Raw genomic sequence first — 22,151 nt, 5'->3', positions numbered from 1 at the left:
CCGCCGCGGCAAGCCTCCGCCGTCGGCGCCCGGTCACGAAGGGCCGGACCCGTTCCACCTGCTGGAAGGGGTCACCGCAGGCTCCGCACGTCCAGATGCCGCAGCACCCGGTCCACCACCTCGGGATCCGCCCCCGCCTCACCCCGCGCCGCCAGCACCTCGTGCCGGGCCGCGGACAGCATCTCCCCCTGGATCCGCCGCACCCGTTTGATCCGGCGGGCCCGCTGCTCGTGTGCCTCCTGCCGCTCGTCCTCCCCCATGTCGGGACTGATCCGGTAGCCGATGTCGAACGCCCGCCGCAGCAACTGCTCGGTGAGCTCCTCCGGCAGGTCCTCCGTCTCCCCGATCTCCCTGAGCCGTGCCTTCGCCGCCTTGGCCGCCCGCACGGCGAGCGTCTTCTCGAACTCCTTCTCCCGGCCGGTGTCGGCCTGCACCCCCAGCTTCCGGACCAGCCACGGCAGACTCAGCCCCTGCACCACGAGCGTCGCCATGATCACGCCGAACGCGATGAAGATCATCTCGTCCCGGTTGGGGAAGGGCGCCCCGTTCTCCATCTCCAGCGGAATGGCCAGCGCGAGCGCCACGGACGCCACCCCGCGCATCCCGGCCCACCACATGACGACGGTCTCCCGCCAGGTCGTCGGGATGTCCTCGTCGTGGTCCCGTTTCGCGTGCAACCGCTTCGTCAGCCACGTGGCGGGCAGCAACCACGCCAGCCGTACGAGGACGACGACCCCCACGATCGCGGCGGCCCAGCCGAGCATCTCCCCCCACCGCCCCGACGCCGTCCTGATCGCGTTGTGCAGCTCCAGCCCGATCAGCCCGAACGCCACCCCGGTGACCAGCGTGTCCACGATGTTCCAGAAGGTGTGCCCGGCGAGCCTCGTCATGACGTCGTCGGGGTCGTTCGCGTACTCCGCCAGGAACAGTGCCGTGGTGAGCACCGCGAGCACTCCGGACCCGTGCAGTTCCTCGGCCATCACGTACGAGGCGTACGGCACGAGCAGGGTCAGCCCGATCTGCAGCGTCGGGTCCCCGAGGTAGTCCATCAGCCGGTTCGCGCCCCACCCGAGTCCGACTCCCACGGCGATGGCGACGACGGCGGACAGCAGGAAGTCGAGAGCGGCGCCCGGCAGCGAGAAGGAGCCGCTGACGGCGGCGGCGATGGCGACGTGGTAGAGCACGATGGCCGTCACGTCGTTGAACAGCCCTTCGCCCTCCAGGATCGACACCAGGCGGCGCGGCAGACCGAGTTGTCCGGCGACGGCGGTCGCGGCGACCGGATCGGGCGGCGCCACCAGCGCGCCGAGCGCCACGGCGGCGGCGATCGGCAGCCCGGGCACGATCGTGTGGGCGACCGCCGCGACCACGGCGGTGGTGACGAACACCAGGGCCACGGCGAGCAGGAAGATCGGCCGTTTGTTGGCGGTGAACTGCCGCCAGGAGGTGCGCCGTACGGCGGCGTAGAGCAGCGGCGGAAGCAGCGCGGGCAGAATCAGCTCGGGCGGGATGTCGACGTTCGGTACGAAGTCGAGGACGGCCAGCACTATCCCGAGCAGTGTCATCAGCACCGGGGAGGGGAGGCCGAAGCGATCCCCGAGCGGGACACTCACGACGGCCCCGAGCAACAGCACGAACAACAGGGCCAGCTGGTCCACGGTCAGCGCTCCGAGGTGGTCTGGGAAGCGGGCGGTCAGACCCCCAGAGTGCCACCGAAGGCCCGGCCCGCGAGTGACCGCCCCCGCCCCGGCCTCCCCCGGAAGCCGGAAGAAGAAGCAGGGGCCGGAGCGGTCACGAACCTAGAGAGTGCGCCGCATGGCCCGATGCGGCATCCCCGCGTCCAAGAACTCGGGCCCGTAGGCCACGAAGCCCAGCCGCTCGTAGAACCCCAGCGCATGCGTCTGCGCGTGCAGATCGACCGCTGTCAGCCCGCGCGCGCGGGCCGCTTCCTCGATGCCCCTCACGAGCGCGGCCCCGATGCCGAGCCCGCGCGCGGCCTGCACGACGGCGAGCCGTCCCAGGGATCCGACGCCGGCCTCGCCACCGGTCCTGGCGGCCGCCCCGTCGCCGTACAGCAGCCGTCCCGCGCCGAGCGGCATGCCGTCCTCGCGCACGGCGAGCACGTGCACGGCGTCGGCGTCGTACGTGTCGTACTCGAGGTCCGCGGGGACCCGCTGCTCGACGACGAAGACCTCCTTGCGCACCGCGAAGCAGGCCTCACGGTCGGCGGGGTCCTCGGCGACCCGCACCACATAGGGCGACGAGGTCACGCGTAGCTCTCCTCCCGCACGCGGTCCAGCGCCTTCTGCAGGTCCTCGGCGTAGCCGGACTCGAACTCGACCCACTGCCCGTCCCCGGGGTGCTCGAAGCCGAGCCGTACCGCCTGCAGCCACTGCCGGGTGAGCCCGAGCCGCTTGGCGAGGGTCGGGTCGGCGCCGTACGTCAGGTCACCGACGCACGGATGCCGGTGGGCCGACATGTGGACGCGGATCTGGTGCGTGCGCCCGGTCTCCAGCTTGATGTCGAGCAGCGAGGCCGCGCGGAACGCCTCGATCAGGTCGTAGTGCGTGACGGAGGGCTTGCCCTCGGCGGTGACCGCCCACTTGTAGTCGTGGTTCGGGTGCCGGCCGATGGGCGCGTCGATGGTGCCGCTGGTCGGGTCCGGGTGGCCCTGGACGAGCGCGTGGTAACGCTTGTCGACCGTGCGCTCCTTGAACTGGCGCTTGAGCGACGTGTACGCGTACTCCGACTTGGCGACCACCATCAGGCCCGACGTGCCCACGTCGAGGCGGTGCACGATGCCCTGGCGCTCGGCGGCGCCCGAGGTCGAGATGCGGTACCCGGCGGCGGCGAGGCCGCCGATCACAGTCGGCCCGGACCAGCCGGGACTGGGATGCGCGGCGACCCCGACCGGCTTGACGATCACGACCACGTCGTCGTCGTCGTGCACGATCTCCATGCCCTCGACGGGCTCGGCGACGACCTGCACGGGCGCGGGTGCCTGCGGCATCTCCACTTCCAGCCAGGCACCGCCGTGCACCCGCTCGGACTTCCCGACCACCGAGCCGTCGACCGTGACCTTCCCCGCCGCGGCGAGCTCGGCGGCTTTCGTGCGGGAGAAGCCGAACATGCGGGAGATGGCGGCGTCGACGCGCTCGCCCTCCAGGCCGTCGGGTACGGGCAGGGTGCGGATCTCGGGAACGGTGCTCACCCGTCGAGTATGCCGGACGGGTCGGACACCGCCGTACGGCAGCCTGGCCGCTCAGTCCTTGTGGACGGTGCCGTCCGGGTCCAGGCCCCGGAAGGACAGCAGCACGATCAGGATGCCGCCGCAGACGATCGCGGAGTCGGCGAGGTTGAAGACCGCGAAGTGCTTGGGTGCGATGAAGTCGACGACCGCGCCCTCGAAGACGCCCGGCGAACGGAAGATCCGGTCGGTGAGATTGCCGAGAGCGCCGCCGAGCAGCAGGCCGAGCGCGATCGCCCAGGGCAGGCTGTAGAGCTTGCGGGCGAGCCGGGCGATCACCACGATCACAGCCGCGGCGATCACCGTGAAGATGATCGTGAAGGCCTCGCCGAAGCCGAAGGCCGCGCCCGCGTTGCGGATCGCCTCGAACCGCAGCCAGTCTCCGATGATCTCGATCGGCTCGTGGTGCTCCAGCTTCGCGACCACGATCAGCTTGCTGATCAGGTCGAGCGCGTACGCCAGGCCGGCGACCGTGAAGAGCACGGCGATCCGGCGCCTGCCCCGGGGCTGCCCGGCCTCGCCCGACGATCCCTCGGAGCCCGAATCGGCGGTGGAGCCGGCATCGTCACCGGAAGGGCCGGAAGAGGAGTCGGCATCGGCTCCGGGACCGGCGGCAGGGCCGGGCCGCGCGGCCCCGGCGCCCCGCGCCCCCTCGGCGTCCGAGCGCTCGCCCGACGCCGCGCTCCTGTCGGGCTGCTCCGGGTCGGCCCCCGCCGCGCCCGGGGTATCCGGCGTACCGATGATGCGCTCCGCCTCTGCCACGTGAGTCCCTCAACCTAGGTGCCTGACTGAGGACGAGAGTACGGCACGGGCCGCCGCGGCCATGTGCTCAGGAGGCCCGCCGGGCGCAAGGCCGTCGATCAGTGACCGGTCAGTAGCGGCGCTCCTGCTTCTGCTTGCACTCGACGCACAGGGTGGCGCGCGGGAAGGCCTGCATGCGGGCCTTGCCGATGGCGTTGCCGCAGATCTCGCAGAGGCCGTAGGTGCCCGCGTCCAGCCGTTCCAGGGCGCGCTCGGTCTGCTCCAGCATCTCCCGGGCGTTGGCCGCGAGCGCCATCTCGCTCTCGCGTGTGATGTTCTTGGTGCCGGTGTCCGCCTGGTCGTCGCCCGCGCCGTCCCCGGAGTCGCGCATCAGGCCCACGAGGGACTCCTCGGTGTGCGTGATCTCGGCCCGCAGCCGGAGCGCCTCGGAGAGCAGTTCCTCACGTGCCTCCGTGGCTTCCTGAGGGGTCCATGGGTCCTCACCGGGGCGTACCGCGAGTTCGCCGGGTTCCGCCGCGGCCACCCGCGCCTTGGGAACCGCGGTGGCCTTGCCCGCCGCAGCGGCCGTACCAGAGGTCTTCTTCGCAACCACCGTCGTGGCTCCCGTCGTCTCGGCGGCCTCCGCCGCTCCCTCGGCCGCGGAAGCGACCGCCTTCTTGGCCGTACGTGTGCCTTTTCGGCCCGCACTCCTGGAGGACGCCGTGGCGGGGCCCTCCGCCCCCTCGGCGGCGGCACCCTGCACCGAGGCACTCTTCTTGGCGGCTGTCCTGCGAGCCGCCCGCTTCACCGGGGCGGCGGTCTCCTTCTCCGGAACGGCCTCGGCGCCGGCCGTCTTCGCGGACCCGGTCTTCGTACCCGCTCTCCTCACGGCCGCCGTCCCGCCGACGGCCTTCTTCGCAGAGCCCGCCTTCTCGGCAGGGGCCGTCTTCGTGGAGGCCGCCCTCCCAGCGGCCGGCTTGGTGGCAGTCGTTTTCGTGGAGGCCGTCTTCGAAGAGGCCGATCCGGTGGCGGCCGTCTTCGTAGAGGCCGTTCTCGTGACGGTCGACTTCGTGGTGGTCGTCTTGGTACGAGCTCTCTTCTGGGCGGCTGTCCCGTCGGCCGGCCGGTCGGGAGGCTTCTTCGCGGCGGCCGGCTTCCCGGCCGCGCTCTTCTTGCCGCCGACTTCCTTGGCCGCTGCCTCGGAGCCACCGGCCGCCCCCATGGATCTGCCGGACGCCGACTGCTGTACGGCGGTCTTTTTCGCCACCATGGCCGCGGCCCCTTCACATTCTGTGACCTTGCACGCGAATCGTGCTGGGACGATAAATCGACTTGAGTCCCGCGGCAACGGGGCACGCCGCCCGATCCGCCCGCCCCGCGCGTACCGCACGACGAGTCTGCAAGCGTTGTGCCCAGCTCCCCGCCCGGTAACCCGCCGAGGGGACCGTCCCAGAATGCGAACACCGGCGCCTCGGCATTCGGCTCAGTGCGCCCCTCTCCCCACGCCCCGCCGCGCCGCCTCCGCGAACCCGTAAAACCGGTCTGCCACTGTCGGCCGGGCGCCGTACACTGGGCGGAGCGAGAAGCGTGGATGGGGACGAGTAGCGGCGTACGCGGCCAAGAGCGACCCGGGGACGGTGTGAGCCCGGGGGCGAGCGCGAAGCGAAGATCACCCCGGAGCCGCCGGAAGAAAGCCGCAGCGAGGCAGCAGCGGCCGGTAGACCCGGCATCGCGACCCCAATGAGGGGGCTCACCGGCGCGTATGCGGCGGCGGAGGGCCAAGGAGGGTGGTACCGCGGGAGCGCGCCGCACACGGCGTAGGTGACAGCACAGCTCTCGTCCCTCCGGACGGAAGGCAGAAAGTCCGCCGGAGGAAGCTCGTTGAACACGCAGCCGAGTACACAGCCGCAGTACCGCCAGGTCCCGGCCCAGGTCGACCTGCCCGCCCTCGAGCACGCGGTGCTCGACTTCTGGCGTGAGCAGAAGATCTTCGCCAAGACCCTGGAGCAGTCCGAGGGCCGCCCGGAGTGGGTGTTCTACGAAGGCCCCCCCACGGCCAACGGCATGCCCGGCGCCCACCACATCGAGGCGCGCGTCTTCAAGGACGTCTTCCCGCGCTTCCGCACCATGCGCGGCTACCACGTGGCCCGCAAGGCCGGCTGGGACTGCCACGGCCTCCCGGTGGAGCTGGCGGTCGAGAAGGAGCTCGGCTTCACGGGCAAGAAGGACATCGAGGCGTACGGCATCGCCGAGTTCAACGCCAGGTGCCGCGAGTCCGTGACCCGTCACACCGACGCCTTCGAGGAGCTCACGACCCGCATGGGTTACTGGGCCGACCTCAACGACCCCTACCGGACCATGGACCCGGAGTACATCGAGTCCGTCTGGTGGTCGCTCAAGGAGATCTTCAACAAGGGCCTGCTGGTCCAGGACCACCGCGTCGCCCCCTGGTGCCCGCGCTGCGGCACCGGCCTGTCGGACCACGAGCTGGCGCAGGGCTACGAGACGGTCGTCGACCCCTCGGTGTTCGTCCGCTTCCCGCTCACCTCCGGTCCGCTCGCGGGCGAGGCCGCGCTCCTGGTGTGGACGACGACCCCGTGGACGCTCGTGTCCAACACCGCGGTCGCCGCCCACCCCGAGGTCACCTACGTGGTCGCGACGAGCCCGTCCGGTGACGAGAAGCTCGTCGTCGCCGAGCCGCTCCTCGAGAAGGCGCTCGGTGAGGGCTGGGAGGTCACCGGCCGGTCCTTCACCGGCGCCGAGATGGAGCGCTGGACGTACCAGCGTCCGTTCGAGCTCGTCGAGTTCCCGGCCGAGGCCCACTACGTGGTCAACGCCGAGTACGTGACCACCGAGGACGGCACGGGTCTGGTCCACCAGTCCCCCGCCTTCGGTGAGGACGACCTCAAGGTCTGCCGCGAGTACGGCCTGCCGGTCGTGAACCCCGTGCGCCCCGACGGCACCTTCGAGGAGGACGTTCCCCTCGTGGGCGGTGTCTTCTTCAAGAAGGCCGACGAAAAGCTCACGGAGGACCTCCAAAGCCGCGGCCTGCTCTTCAAGCACATCCCGTACGAGCACAGCTATCCGCACTGCTGGCGCTGCCACACCGCGCTCCTCTACTACGCGCAGCCGTCCTGGTACATCCGCACCACAGCCATCAAGGACCGTCTTCTCCAGGAGAACGAGAAGACCAACTGGTTCCCGGACTCGGTCAAGAACGGCCGCTACGGCGACTGGCTGAACAACAACATCGACTGGGCCCTGTCCCGCAACCGCTACTGGGGCACCCCGCTGCCGATCTGGCGCTGCGAGGACGACCACCTCACCGTCGTCGGCTCCCGCGCAGAGCTCACCACGCTGACCGGAAGCGACCAGTCGGAGCTCGACCCGCACCGCCCGTTCATCGACGACGTCACCTTCGCCTGCCCCCAGTGCGAGAAGGCCCAGCGCGAGAAGACGGCCACGCGCGTGCCGGAGGTAATCGACGCCTGGTACGACTCGGGTTCGATGCCGTTCGCGCAGTGGGGCTACCCGTACAAGAACAAGGAGCTCTTCGAGAGCCGCTACCCGGCGCAGTTCATCTCGGAGGCCATCGACCAGACGCGCGGCTGGTTCTACACACTGATGGCCGTCGGCACGCTCGTCTTCGACAAGTCGTCGTACGAGAACGTAGTGTGCCTGGGCCACATCCTCGCCGAGGACGGCCGCAAGATGTCCAAGCACCTGGGCAACATCCTGCAGCCGATCCCGCTGATGGACCAGCACGGCGCGGACGCCGTCCGCTGGTTCATGGCGGCCGGCGGCTCCCCCTGGGCGGCCCGCCGCGTCGGTCACGGAACCATCCAGGAGGTCGTCCGCAAGACGCTCCTCACGTACTGGAACACGGTCGCCTTCCAGGCCCTGTACGCGCGCACGGCCAACTGGGCACCCAGCAGCGCCGATCCGGCCCCGGCGGACCGCCCGGTCCTCGACCGCTGGCTCCTGTCCGAACTCCACGCGCTCACCGACCAGGTGACGCAGGCTCTGGAGGCGTACGACACCCAGCGCGCCGGCAAGCTTCTCTCGGCCTTCGTCGACGACCTGTCCAACTGGTACGTACGCCGCTCCCGTCGCCGCTTCTGGCAGGGCGACAAGGCGGCGCTGCGCACCCTGCACGAGGTCGTCGAGACGGTCACACGCCTGATGGCCCCGCTGACCCCGTTCATCACCGAGCGGGTCTGGCAGGACCTGGTGGTGCCCGTGACCGAGGGAGCCCCCGAGTCCGTACATCTGACGTCCTGGCCGGAGGCGGACCTGTCCGCCATCGACCCGGAGCTGTCGAAGCAGATGGTGCTGGTACGCCGTCTCGTGGAGCTCGGCCGTGCCACGCGCGCGGAGTCGGGTGTGAAGACGCGTCAGCCGCTGTCCCGCGCGCTGGTCGCCGCGACCGGCTTCGCCTCCCTCGACCGCGAACTGCACGCGCAGATCACGGAGGAGCTGAACGTGAGCTCGCTCGCGTCTCTCGCGGACGTGGGCGGTTCGCTGGTCGACACGACGGCCAAGGCCAACTTCCGGGCACTGGGCAAGCGATTCGGCAAGGGCGTCCAGGCGGTGGCGAAGGCTGTCGCCGAGGCGGACGCGGCCGCGCTGTCGCTGGCGCTGCGCGAGGGCACGGCCTCGGTGGAGGTCGACGGTGAGACCGTGACGCTCGCCCCGGACGAGGTGATCATCACGGAGACCCCGCGTGAGGGCTGGTCCGTCGCGTCGGACTCCGGTGCGACGGTCGCCCTCGACCTGGAGCTCACCGAGGAGCTGCGCCAGGCAGGCCTCGCCCGTGACGCGATCCGTCTCATCCAGGAGGCCCGCAAGAACAGCGGCCTCGACGTGGCCGACCGGATCGCCCTGCGCTGGACGTCCACGGACCCGAAGGTCGTCGCGGCGCTCACCGAGCACTCCGCGCTGATCGCCGACGAGGTGCTCGCCACCGACTTCGGGCAGGGTGCGGCGGACGACAGCTACGGCTCCCCGTTCACGGACGAGTCCTTGTCGCTGACGTTCCGCCTGCGCAAGGCGTAGCGAGAAGCGGGGAAGACACGGCCAGGGCGCCGCAGCCCGTCGAAGGCCCGGGTCCGCCGAGATTCTCGGCGGACCCGGGCCTTCGGCGTTGCGTACCCGCGCACAGGTGCGCCCGTACCCGAACACGTACAGCAGGAGCCTCTCCGGCCGGGCACCCCCGGGTTGTCCGGCCGGACACGCCAAAAGGGCGGAGCCCCCGGGATTCCGGGGGCTCCGCCCTGAACGCTGCCGACGCCTAAGGCGTACCGGAGGCCGTCAGTTGTCGTCCTCGTCGATCAGGAAGCCACGCATCGGCGAGGGCGCCTGCTGCATGGGCGACGGGCCCTGCGGCCGCACCGGCGCCATCGGCTGGGTCATGGCCGGCGACATCTGCTGCTGGCCGCCGTAGGACGGAGCCCCGGGACCGGGGCCGCCCATCTGGTTGCCACCGTAGGACGGCGCGCTCGCCCCGGCCGGAGCCATGGACGGGCTCGGCGACGAGGGGAGCGAGGCGGTCGCCGGTGTACGCGGCGGAGCCAGCGAGTCGTCGGCCTGGGTCTCCAGCTGACGCAGCTGCGACTCCAGGTAGGACTTCAGGCGCGTGCGGTACTCGCGCTCGAAGCCGCGCAGGTCCTCGACCTTGCGCTCCAGCGTGGCGCGGGCGGACTCCAGGGACCCCATCGCGACGCGGTGCTTCTCCTGCGCGTCCCGCTCCAGAGCGTCGGCCTTGGCGCGGGCGTCGCGCTCCAGGCCCTCGGCGCGGCTGCGGGCCTCGCCGACGATCTTGTTGGCCTCGGAACGGGCCTCGGCGATCGCCTGGTCGGCGGTCTGCTGGGCCAGCGAGAGGACGCGAGCGGCGCTGTCGCCACCGGGGCCCTGACCGGGCTGTCCCATCTGCGGTCCGTGACCGCCCATGGGGCCACCCATCGGGCCGCCCATCTGCTGGGGCATCTGCTGCTGCATCTGCTGCTGCTGCTGCATCTGCTGCATCTGCCCCTGCATCTGACCGGGGCCCTGGCCCATCGGTCCCTGGCCCATGGGGCCCTGACCCATCGGGCCGGGACCCTGCTGGCCACCCTGGCCGCTGGGGCCGGCGGGCAGCTGCGGCGCACCGCTCGGCAGCTGGGGCGGGCCGCCCATGGGGCCACCCATCTGCTGCTGCGGCGGGCCCGATATGCCGGCGGGTACGGGAGCACCGGGACCACGCATGCCCTGTGGCGGGCCCTGCTGTTGCTGCTGGTCCTGTTCGGGCGGCTTGCGCATGCCCTGTTGCTGGTTCTGCGCGGCGGCGCGTGTGGCGGCGGCCAGCTTGGCGCGCAGGTCCTCGTTCTCGCGGAGCAGGCGGGTCAGTTCGGCTTCGACCTCATCGAGGAAGGCATCGACCTCGTCCTCGTCATAGCCTTCTCGGAGGCGGACGGTCGTGAACTGCTTGTTCCGCACGTCCTCGGGGGTCAACGGCATCTCTTCACCTCAACGTAGTCGTCGGCATCGTCGGCGTTCGGCAAGACCGTATCGTTCACAGCCGGCTCACAACGGAGATCAGGATGTAGACGATGATCATCAGTACGAAGAAGGACAGGTCGAGCGCCACGCCCCCGAGACGTAGCGGCGGAATGAACCGCCGCAGAAGCTTGAGCGGTGGATCAGTGACAGTGTAGGTGGCCTCCAGAACGACCACCATCGCCTTGCCGGGTTGCCATGAGCGGGCGAACTGGAAGACATAGTCCATGACCAACCGGAAGATCAGCACGATGAGGAAACACATCAGCGCGACGTAGAGAACCTGCGCAACCACGCTCATGATCCGTGCGTCCCTCTCCCCTGTTTCCGTGCTTGTCCGGTCCTGCGTCTCAGCTCTGGTTGAAGAACCCGCCCTCTGCGATGCGAGCCTTGTCCTCCGCCGTGACATCGACGTTAGCAGGCGACAACAGGAACACCTTCTGCGTCACCCGCTCGATGCTGCCGTGAAGACCAAACACCAAACCGGCCGCAAAGTCGACAAGTCGCTTCGCGTCTGTGTCATCCATCTCAGTCAGATTCATGATCACCGGGGTGCCCTCACGGAAGTGTTCCCCGATGGTACGGGCCTCGTTGTAGGTCCGGGGGTGCAGCGTGGTGATCCTGTACGGCTCTCGTTCCGACACGACCTTGGGCATGATCACCGGTGCGTTCTTCTCCAGGCTTTGACGTTCTTGTGTGATGGACGCCACGGGGGCGATTCGCGCCGGACGCCCGGATTCCGCGGACAGCGAAGCGGAATGGGGCACGGGATCACGCTGGACCGACGGTTGCACCACTCGTACCGATTCGTCCCGTTGGGACTGATGTGACTGGTGCGACTGATGCGGCGGCTCATGCCGCCGGCGGTCCCGCTCGGGCTCCGGATCGAGTTCGGGCTCGAAGTCGTCGTCGGGGTCGAAGCCCCTGCCGTCGTACCCATCGTCCTCCACGAGGCCGAGGTAGACCGCCATCTTGCGCATCGCGCCGGCCATGCTCTGAGTCCTCCGCTCTGTGGTGGATCGGCTGACTGTTGCCAAGTGCCCGCGATCCACGAGGTCGTATGCCCGCCGATCGGCGGTAATGACCATATTTTCTGCTGTGGTCCGACTTCTTGGCGACGTTACCCGAGCCTGGGGCGGACGCCGAGTACCGCAGTGCCGACGCGCACATGTGTCGCTCCGGCCGCCACTGCTTGCTCGAGGTCCGCACTCATCCCTGCCGAGACCATGTTCGCAGCCGGATGAGCGCGGCGCAGGTCAGTCGACAAATCCATCAGCCGCCCGAACGCCGCCAGTTCACGCCCCGCGTACGGGCCGGTGAGCGGGGCGACGGTCATCAGTCCGTCGAGCCGCAGCCCCGGAGCCTGTGCGACGAGGCCGCCCAACTCCTCGACGCCGTCGGGCCCTACACCACCGCGCTCGCCCCGTCCACCCTCCTCCGCGTCGAGCGCGACCTGGATGAGGCAGCCCACTTCGCGGCCCGACCGCTCCGCCTCCTTCGACAGGGCGGTGACGAGCCGTGCCCGGTCTACGGACTGCACGACATCCGCGTAACCGACCACGGAACGCACCTTGTTCGTCTGCAACTGGCCCACGAAATTCCAGGAAAGGGGCAGATCGGAACAGGCTTCGGCCTTGGGCGCCGCGTCCTGGTCACGGTTCTCGGCGACATGCCGGACACCCAGTTCCGACAGGATCCGCACATCCTCGGCCGGGTAGGTCTTGGTGACCACGATCAGGGTCACCTCTTCGCGCTTGCGCCCGGCGGCCACGCACGCCGCGGCGATGCGTTCCTCCACCTTCGCCAGGTTCGCGGCGAGTTCGGCCCTACGGTCCGTCATGTCCGATCAGTCCAGCCACACATAGCCCGCGAGCCGACCGGTGGTGCGGTCGCGGCGGTACGAGAAGTGGTCGTCGGACTCGATCGTGCAGACCGGCGACCGCTCCCGGTCACGCACTCCGAGCCTCTCCAGCTGCGCATGCACCCCCGCGGTCACGTCGACCGCCGGCGTGCCCCACGTCGTCTCGGCGTACGCCGCGGGTTCGGCGGCCGCGACCTCGGTCCGCATCGCTTCCGGCACTTCGTAGCACCGGCCGCAGACGGCGGGGCCGGTGCGGGCGACGATCCGCGCCGGTTCGGCGCCGAGCTCCACCATGGCCTCGACGGCGGCGGGCACCACGCCCGCGACCATGCCCGGCCGGCCCGCGTGGGCGGCGGCCGCGATCCCGGCGACGGGGTCCGCGAGCAGCACGGGCGTGCAGTCCGCGGTGAGCACGGCGAGGGCGAGGCCCCGGCGTGCAGTGACGACGGCGTCGATCGGCGGCACCGGGCGGTCTCCCCAGGGCTCGTCGACCACGGCCACGTCGGGTCCGTGGACCTGGTTCATCCAGACGACCCGCGCCGGGTCCAGCCCGAGCGACTTGGCCGCCAGTTCGCGATTCGTCCGTACGGTTTCGGGGTCGTCGCCGACCGCTCCGCCGAGATTGAGCTCCTCGTACGGAACGGCGCTCACCCCGCCCCACCGGTCGGTGAAGGCGAAGTGCGCGCCGCTCACTGTGCTCGTTCCGGAGCGCCGTCCTATCACTTGAGGAAGTCCGGCACGTCCAGCTCCTCCGCCGCGCTGTCGGAGTAGGTCCGCGACGGCGGTACCGGCGGGGAGACCGGCGGCAGTTCGCTGCTCGCCGGCTCCGGGGCGGGCTCCGGCGCCTCCTTCGGCGTGACGCTGCCGAGCGAGCCGAAGGAGGGACGGCTGTCGTTGGAACGCGCCGGTGTGGGCTCGTCGCGCTTGGCGGAGGACGAACCGAGCACGGTGTCCCGCTTGGACGGGGGCTGTCCGCCGTCGAAGCCCGCCGCGATGACGGTGACCCTGACCTCGTCGCCGAGCGCGTCGTCGATGACCGCGCCGAAGATGATGTTGGCCTCGGGGTGCGCGGCCTCGCTCACCAGCTGGGCCGCCTCGTTGATCTCGAAGAGACCGAGGTCCGAGCCGCCGGAGATCGAGAGCAGTACGCCCCGGGCCCCGTCGATGGACGCCTCCAGGAGCGGCGAGGAGATCGCCATCTCCGCGGCGGCCACCGCGCGGTCGTCGCCGCGGGCCGAGCCGATGCCCATGAGAGCCGAACCGGCCTCGGACATCACGGACTTGACGTCGGCGAAGTCGAGGTTGATCAGTCCGGGTGTGGTGATGAGGTCGGTGATGCCCTGAACACCGGAGAGCAGGACCTGGTCCGCCGACTTGAAGGCGTCGAGGACCGAGACCTGGCGGTCCGAGATGGACAGCAGCCGGTCGTTGGGGATGACGATGAGGGTGTCGACCTCTTCGCGGAGTTCCGCGATGCCGTCCTCGGCCTGGTTGGCGCGGCGCCTGCCCTCGAAGGTGAACGGGCGGGTGACCACGCCGATGGTGAGTGCGCCGAGCGACCGGGCGATGTTGGCCACCACGGGGGCGCCACCGGTACCGGTGCCACCGCCCTCGCCGGCCGTCACGAAGACCATGTCGGCCCCCTTGAGGACCTCCTCGATCTCCTCGCGGTGGTCCTCTGCGGCCTTGCGGCCGACGGCCGGGTTGGCTCCGGCGCCGAGTCCGCGGGTGAGTTCGCGGCCGACGTCGAGCTTGACGTCGGCGTCGCTCATCAACAGCGCCTGGGCGTCGGTGTTGATGGCGATGAACTCGACACCCTTGAGACCGACCTCGATCATCCGGTTGATGGCATTGACACCACCGCCGCCGACACCGATGACTTTGATGACTGCGAGGTAGTTCTGCGGTGCTGCCACGTCGAAGGCCTCTCGCCTCGAGTTACGTGTCGCCGCCTCGCGAGTGACCCGCGATCCGACGACTGATGCCGAATGGGACGGTCCGAACGCCGACCCGAACCCTAACGCTGAAGTTTAGGGTTACCAGTGTGTCTGTTCCTTGGACTCTTCCGAACAGGACACTAAGTCGACAAGTGGCGCACGTTCAACGAACACGCCGAACCTCCCGTTTTTCTTTTCACCCTATGTGATCAGCCGTAGCGTTGCCCAACCAGGGTTCTGGCCTGCGCCGATGTGCGTCAACTCCCTGATGACGCAGGCGCGGTGGGAACGCTGACATCGAAGTGCCGCGCCTCGGGAGAGGCTTTCATGAGAGCGGTGAGCGTATGCGCTTTGGCGCGGCCCTTCTCGCCACTCCCCCATGCGACGGTGCGGTCACCGCTCAACTCCAGCGAGATGGAGTCGTACGAACGGACCTTGACCACCCGGGTGGCGCGCGCGACCGCGGCCGGAAGTGACCGGGCGACGAGCACCGCCTCACGCATCAGCCGATCGGAGCCGAAGCGGCGCAGGCTCGCGGATCCGGACACGGTCAATTCCAGTGCGGGCACGCCCTGCGGGGGGCGTGAAACCGTCGCATAGCGCACACCCTTGGCGTCCACTTCAACATATTTGCCCCCCTTTCCGGTGTTTTCGGCAATGAGAACCGGGGTGCGTTCGGTCACTTTCAGCCCGATTCCATGGGGCCAGGAACGGGCGACGTCAACCGAGTCAATTCGGGGCAATTTCCGGAGCAGTCGCGCCTCGATCTCATCGGTGTCGACGGAAATCAAAGGCGATCCGACCCGGACATCGGCCGCCTCGACGACCTGATCGGGCGTCAGTACCCGCGTCCCCGAGGCCGATACGCGCTCCACGCGGGTCCACTGCGAGCCGTAGAGCACCCAGATGCCGCCCGCGGCGAGCAGAGCCAGACAAACGGCCGAAATGATGAGCGCACGAGGTCCCGGCAGCCTCTTGAGGAGGGGCGGCCGGGGCGGGCCGGAGTCCGGATCCTGTCGGTCTTGCCGTTCGCCGCGTTCGGCGGTGGTCGGTCCGGCCACGCTCCCCTGCCTTCTGCCACGCGCTAGCGGCGTGACGCGATCGCCTCGTACACCATCCCGACGAGCAGGTCGTCGGCGTCCCGGCGGCCGAACTCGGAGGCGGCGCGGGACATCTCGAACAGCCGGTGCGGATCGGCGAGCACGGGCAGGACGTTGGCCTGCACCCACTGCGGCGTCAGTTCCGCGTCGTCGATCAGCAGTCCACCGCCGGCCTTGACCAGCGGCTGGGCGTTGAGCCGCTGTTCGCCGTTGCCGATGGGCAGCGGGACGTAGACGGCGGGCAGCCCGACGGCGGAGAGTTCGGCGACGGTCATCGCGCCCGCACGGCAGAGCATCATGTCGGCCGCGGCGTACGCGAGGTCCATCCGGTCCACGTACGGTACCGGGATGTACGGGGGCATCCCCGGCATCTGGTGGACCTGCGGCAGTTCGTTCTTCGGGCCGACCGCGTGCAGGATCTGGATCCCGGCCTGCTGGAGGTACGGAGCGGCCTGCTGGACCACCTCGTTGAGGCGGCGTGCGCCCTGCGAGCCGCCGGAGACCAGCAGCGTCGGCAGGGAGGGGTCGAGCCCGAACGCGGCACGGGCCTGCGGGCGCACCGCGGCCCGGTCGAGCGTGGCGATCGAGCGGCGCAGCGGGATGCCGATGTAGCGGGCGCCGCGGAGCTTGCTGTCCGGGGTGGAGACGGCGACCTGGGCCGCGTACCGCGAACCGATCTTGTTCGCGAGTCCCGGCCGGGCGTTGGCCTCGTGGACGACGATCGGGACGCCGAGGCGCTTGGCCGCGAGGTAACCGGGGAGGGCGACGTAGCCGCCGAAGCCGACGACCGCGTCCGCCTTGGTGCGCTCCAGGATCTGCTCGGCCGCCTTGATCGTGCCGCGCAGCCGTCCGGGGACGGTGATCAGCTCGGGGGTCGGCTTGCGCGGCAGCGGTACCGCGGGGATGAGCCCGAGCTCATAACCCCGCTCTGGTACGAGTCGGGTTTCGAGTCCGCGCTCCGTGCCCAGGGCCGTGATTCCCACGGTGGGGTCCTGCCTGCGCAGGGCGTCCGCGAGGGCGAGCGCGGGCTCGATGTGGCCGGCGGTCCCCCCACCGGCGAGTACGACATGCACCGAAATTCACCGCTCTCCGGACGAACGCGCCGAGGCACGCCGTCTCATCGTGTTCCACTTCCGAGGCTCCCGACCCGCGGAGCCTCTCACCGCAGCCCGCTTTCTGCCAAAGCGGGGTTGCCGCATCGCGAGCGCCGCCCGCGCAGCGGGATCCTCACGCGCGAAGGCGATGAGGAGCCCGATGGCGAACATGGTCGGCAACAGGGCGGAGCCCCCGTAGGAGAACAGCGGGAGCGGGACTCCGGCGATCGGCAGCAGGCCGAGCACCGCACCGATGTTGATCACGGCCTGGGCCGTGATCCAGGTGGTCACGCCTCCCGCGGCGTACCTCACGAAGGGGTCCTCCGTGCGTCCGGCCACGCGGATACCCGCATAGCCTAGAGCCGCGAAGAGGGCGAGCACCGACAGCGTCCCCGCGAGGCCCAGTTCCTCCCCGGTGATGGCGAAGATGAAGTCGGTGTGCGCTTCGGGCAGTTGACCCCATTTTTCCACACTCGCGCCGAGGCCGGAGCCGAAGAGCCCGCCGGAGGCGAGGGCGTAGATGCCGTGCACGGCCTGCCAGCAGGAGTCGCCGGGGCCCGGTTCGGTGGCACCGAGGCAGGCGAGGCGGGCCATGCGGTTGGGGCTCGTCCTGATGAGGATCACGCCGATGGTCGCCGCGATGGCGAGTACCCCGCCGAAGAGCCGGGTCGGCGCCCCCGCGAGCCACAGGAGCCCGAACAGGATCGCGGTGAGGATGATCGCGGTGCCCATGTCGCCGCCGAGCATGATCAGCCCGAGGAGCATGAAGGCCACCGGTACGAGCGGCACCAGCATGTGCTTCCACTGGGTCAGCAGCCGCCGGTCCTGCTTGCGGGCGAGCAGGTCGGCGCCCCAGAGCACGAGGGCGAGCTTGCCGAACTCGCTGGGCTGGAGCTGGAAGGGTCCGCCGACCGAGATCCAGTTCTGGTTGCCGTTGACCGCGACTCCTATCCCCGGCACCTGGACGAGGATCATCAGGAAGACCGAGCCGAGGAGCATCGGGTACGCCAGCGCCCGGTGCAGCTTGGACGGCATCCGGGAGGCGGCCAGCATCAACAGGCCGCCGAGCACGGCCGCGAGGAACTGCTTGCGGAAGAAGTACGAACCCGGCAGCGAGAGCTGGAGCGCGGTGATCTGCGACGCGGAGTACACCATCACCAGGCCGAGCACGGTGATCAGGAGGCTGCCGCCGAGGATCAGGTAGTACGCGGTCAGGGGCCGGTCCCAGGCACGCCGTGCGCGGCCGTAGAGACGGCGTACGGGGTTGTCGCGGGGTGGGCGGGGCCCGGCGGGCCGCCGGGTGGCCCGCTGGACGGGAGGACGCCCTGTACGGCTACTGGGCACGGCCGGCTCCCCTCGCTGTGGGAGGGCGTCCCGCTGGGGGGCCTCCGGGACTGACGGGCACTGGGCCGGGGGGTTTTTTGAAAGTCCTGTGCGGTGCCCACGGTGTTCGGTGCGTGGCCTCGGCGTGCCGGACGAAGGCCCTCGTACTGGACGTACTTGGGTCTTCGGCCGGTGCGGCGAGTGGGGGTCCCCCCGGCCGGAGGCTGGGGGAGCGTGCCGGGCGCCGTGGGTGCTGTGCGGGACTTTCACAACACCCCCCAGGGGCCGTCCGGCACAGCGCCGTGCCGCCGGCGGAAGGCCGCCGCCGGTACACCGACCACGATGGCGTCACGCGTCGCTCCCAAGGATCCCGGGCGCCCGGGCCGGCCGAGGGCCTGCCGTCAGGCGCCCGCGGCGCCGAGTCCGCGGACCGCTTCCGCGAACATGTCACCGCGCTGGTTGTAGTTGGCGAACATGTCCATGGAGGCACAGGCCGGCGCCAGGAGCACCGTGTCGCCGGCGCGGGCGAGCCGTGTCGCCTCCTGGACCGCCGCGGGCATCGCCCCAGTGTCGGTCCGGTCGAGGTCGACCACCGGTACTTCAGGGGCGTGTCGCGTGAGGGCTTCGCGGATGATGGCCCGGTCCGCGCCGAACAGGACGACGCCCCGCAGTCGCTTCGCCGACCTGGCGACGAGTTCGTCGAAGGTCGCGCCCTTGGCGAGTCCGCCCGCGATCCACACGATCGACTCGTAGGCCGCCAAAGAGGCTTCCGCCGCATGCGTGTTGGTGGCCTTGGAGTCGTCGACGTAGGCGACGCCGTCCACGTCGGCCACGTGCTCGATGCGGTGGGCGTCGGGACGGAAGGCCCGCAGTCCGTCGCGTACGGCCGTGGCGGGCACTCCGAAGGCGCGGGCCAGGGCCGCCGCCGCAAGGGCGTTGGCGATGTTGTGCGGGGCGGGCGGATCGACGTCCGCGATCTCGGCGAGCTCCTGGGCCTGCTTGTGCCGGTCCTCGACGAAGGCGCGGTCGACCAGGATGCCGTCCACGACCCCGAGTTGGGACGGTCCCGGCGTGCCGAGCGTGAAGCCGACGGCCCGGCAGCCCTCCTCGACGTCCGCCCGGCGCACCAGGTCCTCGGTGGCCTTGTCGGCCACGTTGTAGACGCAGGCGACCCGATTGCCCTCGTAGACGCGGCCCTTGTCGGCGGCGTACGCCTCCATGGAGCCGTGCCAGTCGAGGTGGTCGGGGGCGAGGTTCAGTACGGCCGCCGAGTGGGCGCGCAGGGACGGCGCCCAGTGCAGCTGGTAGCTGGACAGTTCCACGGCGAGGACGTCGAGGCCGGCGTACGCGTCGTCGTTCTCCAGCACGACGTCGACGATCGGCGTGCCGATGTTGCCCACCGCCGCGGTGCGCAGGCCCGCGGCGGCCAGGATCGACGCGAGCATCCGCGTCGTGGTGGTCTTGCCGTTGGTGCCCGTGACAGCCAGCCACGGCACGGCCTTGCGGCCGTCGAGGCCGCGCAGGCGCCAGGCGATCTCCACGTCGCCGACGACGTCCACGCCTGCCTCGGCGGCGGCCAGGAAGAGGGCACTGCCCGGCTTCCAGCCGGGCGAGGTGACCACCAGGTCGGTGCCGTCGGGCAGCGTCTCGGCGTCCGCGAGGCGCACCGGGATCCCCTGCTCCCGAAGGGAGGCGGCCCGCTCCCGGTGCGCCGGGGAGTCACCCCCGTCGACGACCGTGACCGACGCGCCGAGGCCGGCCAGGGCGCGGGCGGCACTGATGCCGCTCACGCCGAGGCCGGCGACGGTGATGTTCTTGCCCTGCCAGGCGGAGGCGGTCGTCACTTCTTGGCTGCCCATCCCGCGTAGAAGAGGCCGAGTCCGACGATGACGCACATGCCCTGGATGATCCAGAAGCGGACCACCACAAGGACTTCGGACCACCCCTTGAGTTCGAAGTGGTGCTGGAGCGGCGCCATCCGGAAGACGCGTTTTCCGGTCAGGCGGAACGAGCCGACCTGGATGACGACCGACATGGTGATCAGGACGAAGAGACCGCCGAGCAGGGCGACCAGCAGCTCGGTGCGCGAGCAGATCGCGAGGCCGGCCAGTGCTCCGCCGAGCGCCAGGGAACCGGTGTCACCCATGAAGATCTTGGCCGGTGAGGTGTTCCACCACAGGAAGCCGAAGCAGGAGCCCATGAGCGCTGCGGCGACCACCGCGAGGTCGAGCGGATCTCGTACCTCGTAGCAGGCGGCCGGGTTGGTGAGGGTCAGCGCGTTGGCGCAGGACTCCTGGAACTGCCAGACCCCGATGAAGGTGTACGCGCCGAACACCATCGTCGCCGCGCCGGTGGCCAGACCGTCCAGACCGTCCGTCAGGTTCACGCCGTTCGACATCGCGAGGATCATGAACAGCGCCCAGACGACGAACAGCACCGGGCCGATGGACCAGCCGAAGTCCTGCACGAAGGAGAGCCGGGTGGAGGCCGGGGTGTTGTTGCGGTTGTCCGCGAACTGGAGCGCGAGAACCGCGAAGGTGATGCCGACGATCAGCTGGCCGGCCATCTTCGCCTTGGCCCGCAGACCGAGCGAACGCCGCTTGACGATCTTGATGTAGTCGTCGAGGAAGCCGACCACGCCCATGCCCGCCATCAGGCCGAGCACCAGCAGACCGGAGAACGTCGGCGGCTTCCCGGTGATCACCTTGCTGAGGAAGTACGCGAGGAGCGTGGCCAGGATGAAGGCGATACCACCCATGGTCGGCGTACCGCGCTTGGCGTGGTGCTCGCGCGGGCCGTCGTCACGGATGTACTGGCCGTAGCCCTTGCGGGCCAGCAGCTTGATCAGCAGAGGGGTGCCCACGAGGGTCAGGAAGAGGCCGATGACTCCCGCGAACAGGATCTGATTCATCATCAGACGGCAACCTCGCCCTCGGTGCCCTGGACCAGCGCCTGCGCGACCCTCTCCAGCCCGACCGACCGGGACGCCTTCACGAGTACGACGTCTCCCGGACGCAGCTGACTGCGCAACAGGTCGACCGCCGACTGTGCGTCGGACACGTGCACCGACTCCTCACCCCACGAACCCTCGTTATATGCGCCCAGTTGCAGCCAGGACGCTTCCCTGCCCCCGACCGCGACGAGCTTGCTGACGTTGAGCCGGACGGCGAGCCGTCCGACCGCGTCGTGCTCGGCGAGCGCCTCGTCCCCGAGCTCGGCCATCTGACCGAGCACCGCCCAGGTCCGCCGCCCCTTGCCCATGGCCGCGAGCGCGCGCAGAGCGGCTCGCATGGACTCGGGGTTCGCGTTGTAGGCGTCGTTGACGACCGTCACGCCGTCCGGGCGCTCGGTGACCTCCATCCGCCAGCGGGAGAGGGAGCCCGCCTCGGAGAGCGCGGTGGCGATCTCGTCTGCGGACATGCCCAGCTCATGGGCGACGGCGGCGGCGGCGAGCGCGTTCGACACGTGGTGCTCACCGTACAGGCGCATGGTCACTTCGCTGCACCCGGAGGGTGTGTGGAGCCTGAACGCGGGCTGTCCGCTCCCGGTGAGCCGCACGTTCTCGGCCCGTACGTCCGCTTCGCCGGACTCTCCGAAGAGGATCACGCGTGCCTTCGTGCGCGAGGCCATGGCCCGTACGAGGGGATCGTCGGCGTTCAGGACGGCCACGCCGCTCTCGGGGAGGCTCTCCACCAACTCGCCCTTGGCCTGGGCGATCTGCTCGCGGCCGCCGAACTCACCGATGTGGGCGGTGCCGACGTTGAGGACGAGGCCGATCTTCGGAGGCGTCAGGTCCGCGAGATAGCGGATGTGCCCGATCCCGCGGGCACCCATCTCCAGGACCAGGAACCGCGTCTCCTCGGTGGCGCTGAGCGCGGTGAGCGGCAGCCCGATCTCGTTGTTGAGGGAACCGGGCGTGAAGACCGTCGGTGCCTTGCTGCGGAGCACCTGGGCGATCAGGTCCTTGGTGCTGGTCTTGCCGGCGGAGCCGGTGAGGGCCACGAGGGTCGCGCCGAGGCGCTCCACGACGTGGCGCGCGAGGGCGCCGAGGGCCCTCTGGACGTCCTCCACGACGATCGCGGGCACTCCGACGGGCCGGGAGGCGAGGACGGCCACGGCGCCCGCCGCGACGACGTCCGCGGCGAAGTCGTGACCGTCCACGCGCTCACCCGCGAAGGCGACGAAGAGGCTGCCCGGCTTCACTTCCCGGGAGTCCCTGACGACCTGTCCGGTGACCTGGACCGACGAATCCGGTATGTCGTGCGTCTGCCCGCCGACGACTGAGGCGATCTCGGCGAGAGAGAGGGCGATCAC

General features: G+C 70.2%; 18 protein-coding genes. 1 reads left to right on the top strand and 17 read right to left on the bottom strand.

Going from position 1 to position 22,151, the window contains the following annotated elements:
• Window positions 1-71: 71 nt before the first annotated feature.
• The 5 genes from O1Q96_RS10800 to O1Q96_RS10780 all read right to left on the bottom strand — a co-directional run bounded on the left by O1Q96_RS10800 (window position 72) and on the right by O1Q96_RS10780 (window position 5,258).
• A complete protein-coding gene (locus O1Q96_RS10800) occupies window positions 72-1,658 on the bottom strand; it encodes a Na+/H+ antiporter (RefSeq protein ID WP_269247955.1) in 1,587 nt (528 codons plus the stop codon).
• A gap of 141 nt (window positions 1,659-1,799) precedes the next feature.
• Window positions 1,800-2,270, bottom strand: a complete 471-nt coding sequence (locus tag O1Q96_RS10795; RefSeq protein WP_269247954.1) for a GNAT family N-acetyltransferase — start codon at window positions 2,268-2,270, stop codon at window positions 1,800-1,802.
• Window positions 2,267-3,211, bottom strand: coding sequence for an RluA family pseudouridine synthase (locus tag O1Q96_RS10790; protein WP_269247953.1), 945 nt, complete (start codon window positions 3,209-3,211; stop codon window positions 2,267-2,269). Before O1Q96_RS10790 ends, O1Q96_RS10795 begins: the two co-directional genes overlap by 4 nt.
• Before the next feature lie 51 nt (window positions 3,212-3,262).
• The gene (gene lspA / locus O1Q96_RS10785; RefSeq protein WP_269247952.1) at window positions 3,263-4,009 is read right to left on the bottom strand and encodes a signal peptidase II; all 747 of its coding nucleotides are present in this window, start codon (window positions 4,007-4,009) and stop codon (window positions 3,263-3,265) included.
• A 109-nt stretch (window positions 4,010-4,118) separates the two neighbouring features.
• Complete coding sequence (locus O1Q96_RS10780; protein WP_269247951.1) at window positions 4,119-5,258, bottom strand: TraR/DksA family transcriptional regulator; 1,140 nt, start codon at window positions 5,256-5,258, stop codon at window positions 4,119-4,121.
• Window positions 5,259-5,869: 611 nt separating this feature from the next.
• Between O1Q96_RS10780 and ileS the strand changes: the two genes are divergently transcribed.
• Entirely contained in the window at window positions 5,870-9,043 is a 3,174-nt protein-coding gene (gene ileS / locus O1Q96_RS10775; RefSeq protein ID WP_269247950.1) for an isoleucine--tRNA ligase, read from the top strand.
• A gap of 255 nt (window positions 9,044-9,298) precedes the next feature.
• On the opposite strand, the gene O1Q96_RS10770 is transcribed toward ileS, so the two are convergent.
• The 12 genes from O1Q96_RS10770 to O1Q96_RS10715 all read right to left on the bottom strand — a co-directional run bounded on the left by O1Q96_RS10770 (window position 9,299) and on the right by O1Q96_RS10715 (window position 22,151).
• Window positions 9,299-10,483 (bottom strand): DivIVA domain-containing protein, encoded by a 1,185-nt coding sequence (locus tag O1Q96_RS10770; protein ID WP_269247949.1) that lies wholly within the window; start codon window positions 10,481-10,483, stop codon window positions 9,299-9,301.
• Window positions 10,484-10,538: 55 nt separating this feature from the next.
• Window positions 10,539-10,823, bottom strand: a complete 285-nt coding sequence (locus O1Q96_RS10765; protein WP_055612103.1) for a YggT family protein — start codon at window positions 10,821-10,823, stop codon at window positions 10,539-10,541.
• Between the two features lie 49 nt (window positions 10,824-10,872).
• On the bottom strand, window positions 10,873-11,514 hold the full coding sequence (locus O1Q96_RS10760) for a cell division protein SepF (RefSeq protein ID WP_217455057.1): 642 nt from the start codon (window positions 11,512-11,514) through the stop codon (window positions 10,873-10,875).
• A 128-nt stretch (window positions 11,515-11,642) separates the two neighbouring features.
• Window positions 11,643-12,362 carry a YggS family pyridoxal phosphate-dependent enzyme gene (locus O1Q96_RS10755; RefSeq protein WP_269247948.1) on the bottom strand — a complete coding sequence of 240 codons (720 nt, stop codon included), beginning with the start codon at window positions 12,360-12,362 and terminating at the stop codon, window positions 11,643-11,645.
• A gap of 6 nt (window positions 12,363-12,368) precedes the next feature.
• Entirely contained in the window at window positions 12,369-13,076 is a 708-nt protein-coding gene (gene pgeF, locus O1Q96_RS10750; RefSeq protein ID WP_419586667.1) for a peptidoglycan editing factor PgeF, read from the bottom strand.
• Window positions 13,077-13,102: 26 nt separating this feature from the next.
• Window positions 13,103-14,299, bottom strand: a complete 1,197-nt coding sequence (ftsZ, locus tag O1Q96_RS10745) for a cell division protein FtsZ (protein WP_269247946.1) — start codon at window positions 14,297-14,299, stop codon at window positions 13,103-13,105.
• A gap of 278 nt (window positions 14,300-14,577) precedes the next feature.
• A complete protein-coding gene (locus tag O1Q96_RS10740) occupies window positions 14,578-15,381 on the bottom strand; it encodes a cell division protein FtsQ/DivIB (RefSeq protein ID WP_269247945.1) in 804 nt (267 codons plus the stop codon).
• A gap of 23 nt (window positions 15,382-15,404) precedes the next feature.
• A complete protein-coding gene (gene murG, locus O1Q96_RS10735; RefSeq protein ID WP_269247944.1) occupies window positions 15,405-16,493 on the bottom strand; it encodes an undecaprenyldiphospho-muramoylpentapeptide beta-N-acetylglucosaminyltransferase in 1,089 nt (362 codons plus the stop codon).
• A 6-nt stretch (window positions 16,494-16,499) separates the two neighbouring features.
• Entirely contained in the window at window positions 16,500-17,858 is a 1,359-nt protein-coding gene (gene ftsW / locus O1Q96_RS10730; RefSeq protein WP_269247943.1) for a putative lipid II flippase FtsW, read from the bottom strand.
• Window positions 17,859-18,238: 380 nt separating this feature from the next.
• Window positions 18,239-19,696, bottom strand: coding sequence for a UDP-N-acetylmuramoyl-L-alanine--D-glutamate ligase (gene murD, locus O1Q96_RS10725; protein WP_269247942.1), 1,458 nt, complete (start codon window positions 19,694-19,696; stop codon window positions 18,239-18,241).
• Entirely contained in the window at window positions 19,678-20,751 is a 1,074-nt protein-coding gene (mraY, locus tag O1Q96_RS10720; RefSeq protein ID WP_217455065.1) for a phospho-N-acetylmuramoyl-pentapeptide-transferase, read from the bottom strand. Before mraY ends, murD begins: the two co-directional genes overlap by 19 nt.
• Window positions 20,751-22,151 carry a UDP-N-acetylmuramoyl-tripeptide--D-alanyl-D-alanine ligase gene (locus O1Q96_RS10715; RefSeq protein WP_269247941.1) on the bottom strand — a complete coding sequence of 467 codons (1,401 nt, stop codon included), beginning with the start codon at window positions 22,149-22,151 and terminating at the stop codon, window positions 20,751-20,753. Before O1Q96_RS10715 ends, mraY begins: the two co-directional genes overlap by 1 nt.

Origin of the sequence: Streptomyces aurantiacus, assembly GCF_027107535.1 — a bacterium.
In the GTDB taxonomy this organism is placed as follows: Bacteria; Actinomycetota; Actinomycetes; order Streptomycetales; family Streptomycetaceae; genus Streptomyces.
This window is presented reverse-complemented; position numbering and strand designations above follow the sequence as displayed.

Bases quoted from the DNA above. Each gene is read 5' to 3' on its own strand.
- O1Q96_RS10780 (WP_269247951.1), bottom strand. From the start codon at position 5,258: ATGGTGGCGAAAAAGACCGCCGTACAGCAGTCGGCGTCCGGCAGATCC.
- O1Q96_RS10770 (WP_269247949.1), bottom strand. From the start codon at position 10,483: ATGCCGTTGACCCCCGAGGACGTGCGGAACAAGCAGTTCACGACCGTC.
- O1Q96_RS10765 (WP_055612103.1), bottom strand. From the start codon at position 10,823: ATGAGCGTGGTTGCGCAGGTTCTCTACGTCGCGCTGATGTGTTTCCTC.
- O1Q96_RS10760 (WP_217455057.1), bottom strand. From the start codon at position 11,514: ATGGCCGGCGCGATGCGCAAGATGGCGGTCTACCTCGGCCTCGTGGAG.
- O1Q96_RS10755 (WP_269247948.1), bottom strand. From the start codon at position 12,362: ATGACGGACCGTAGGGCCGAACTCGCCGCGAACCTGGCGAAGGTGGAG.
- murD (WP_269247942.1), bottom strand. From the start codon at position 19,696: ATGGGCAGCCAAGAAGTGACGACCGCCTCCGCCTGGCAGGGCAAGAAC.
- mraY (WP_217455065.1), bottom strand. From the start codon at position 20,751: ATGATGAATCAGATCCTGTTCGCGGGAGTCATCGGCCTCTTCCTGACC.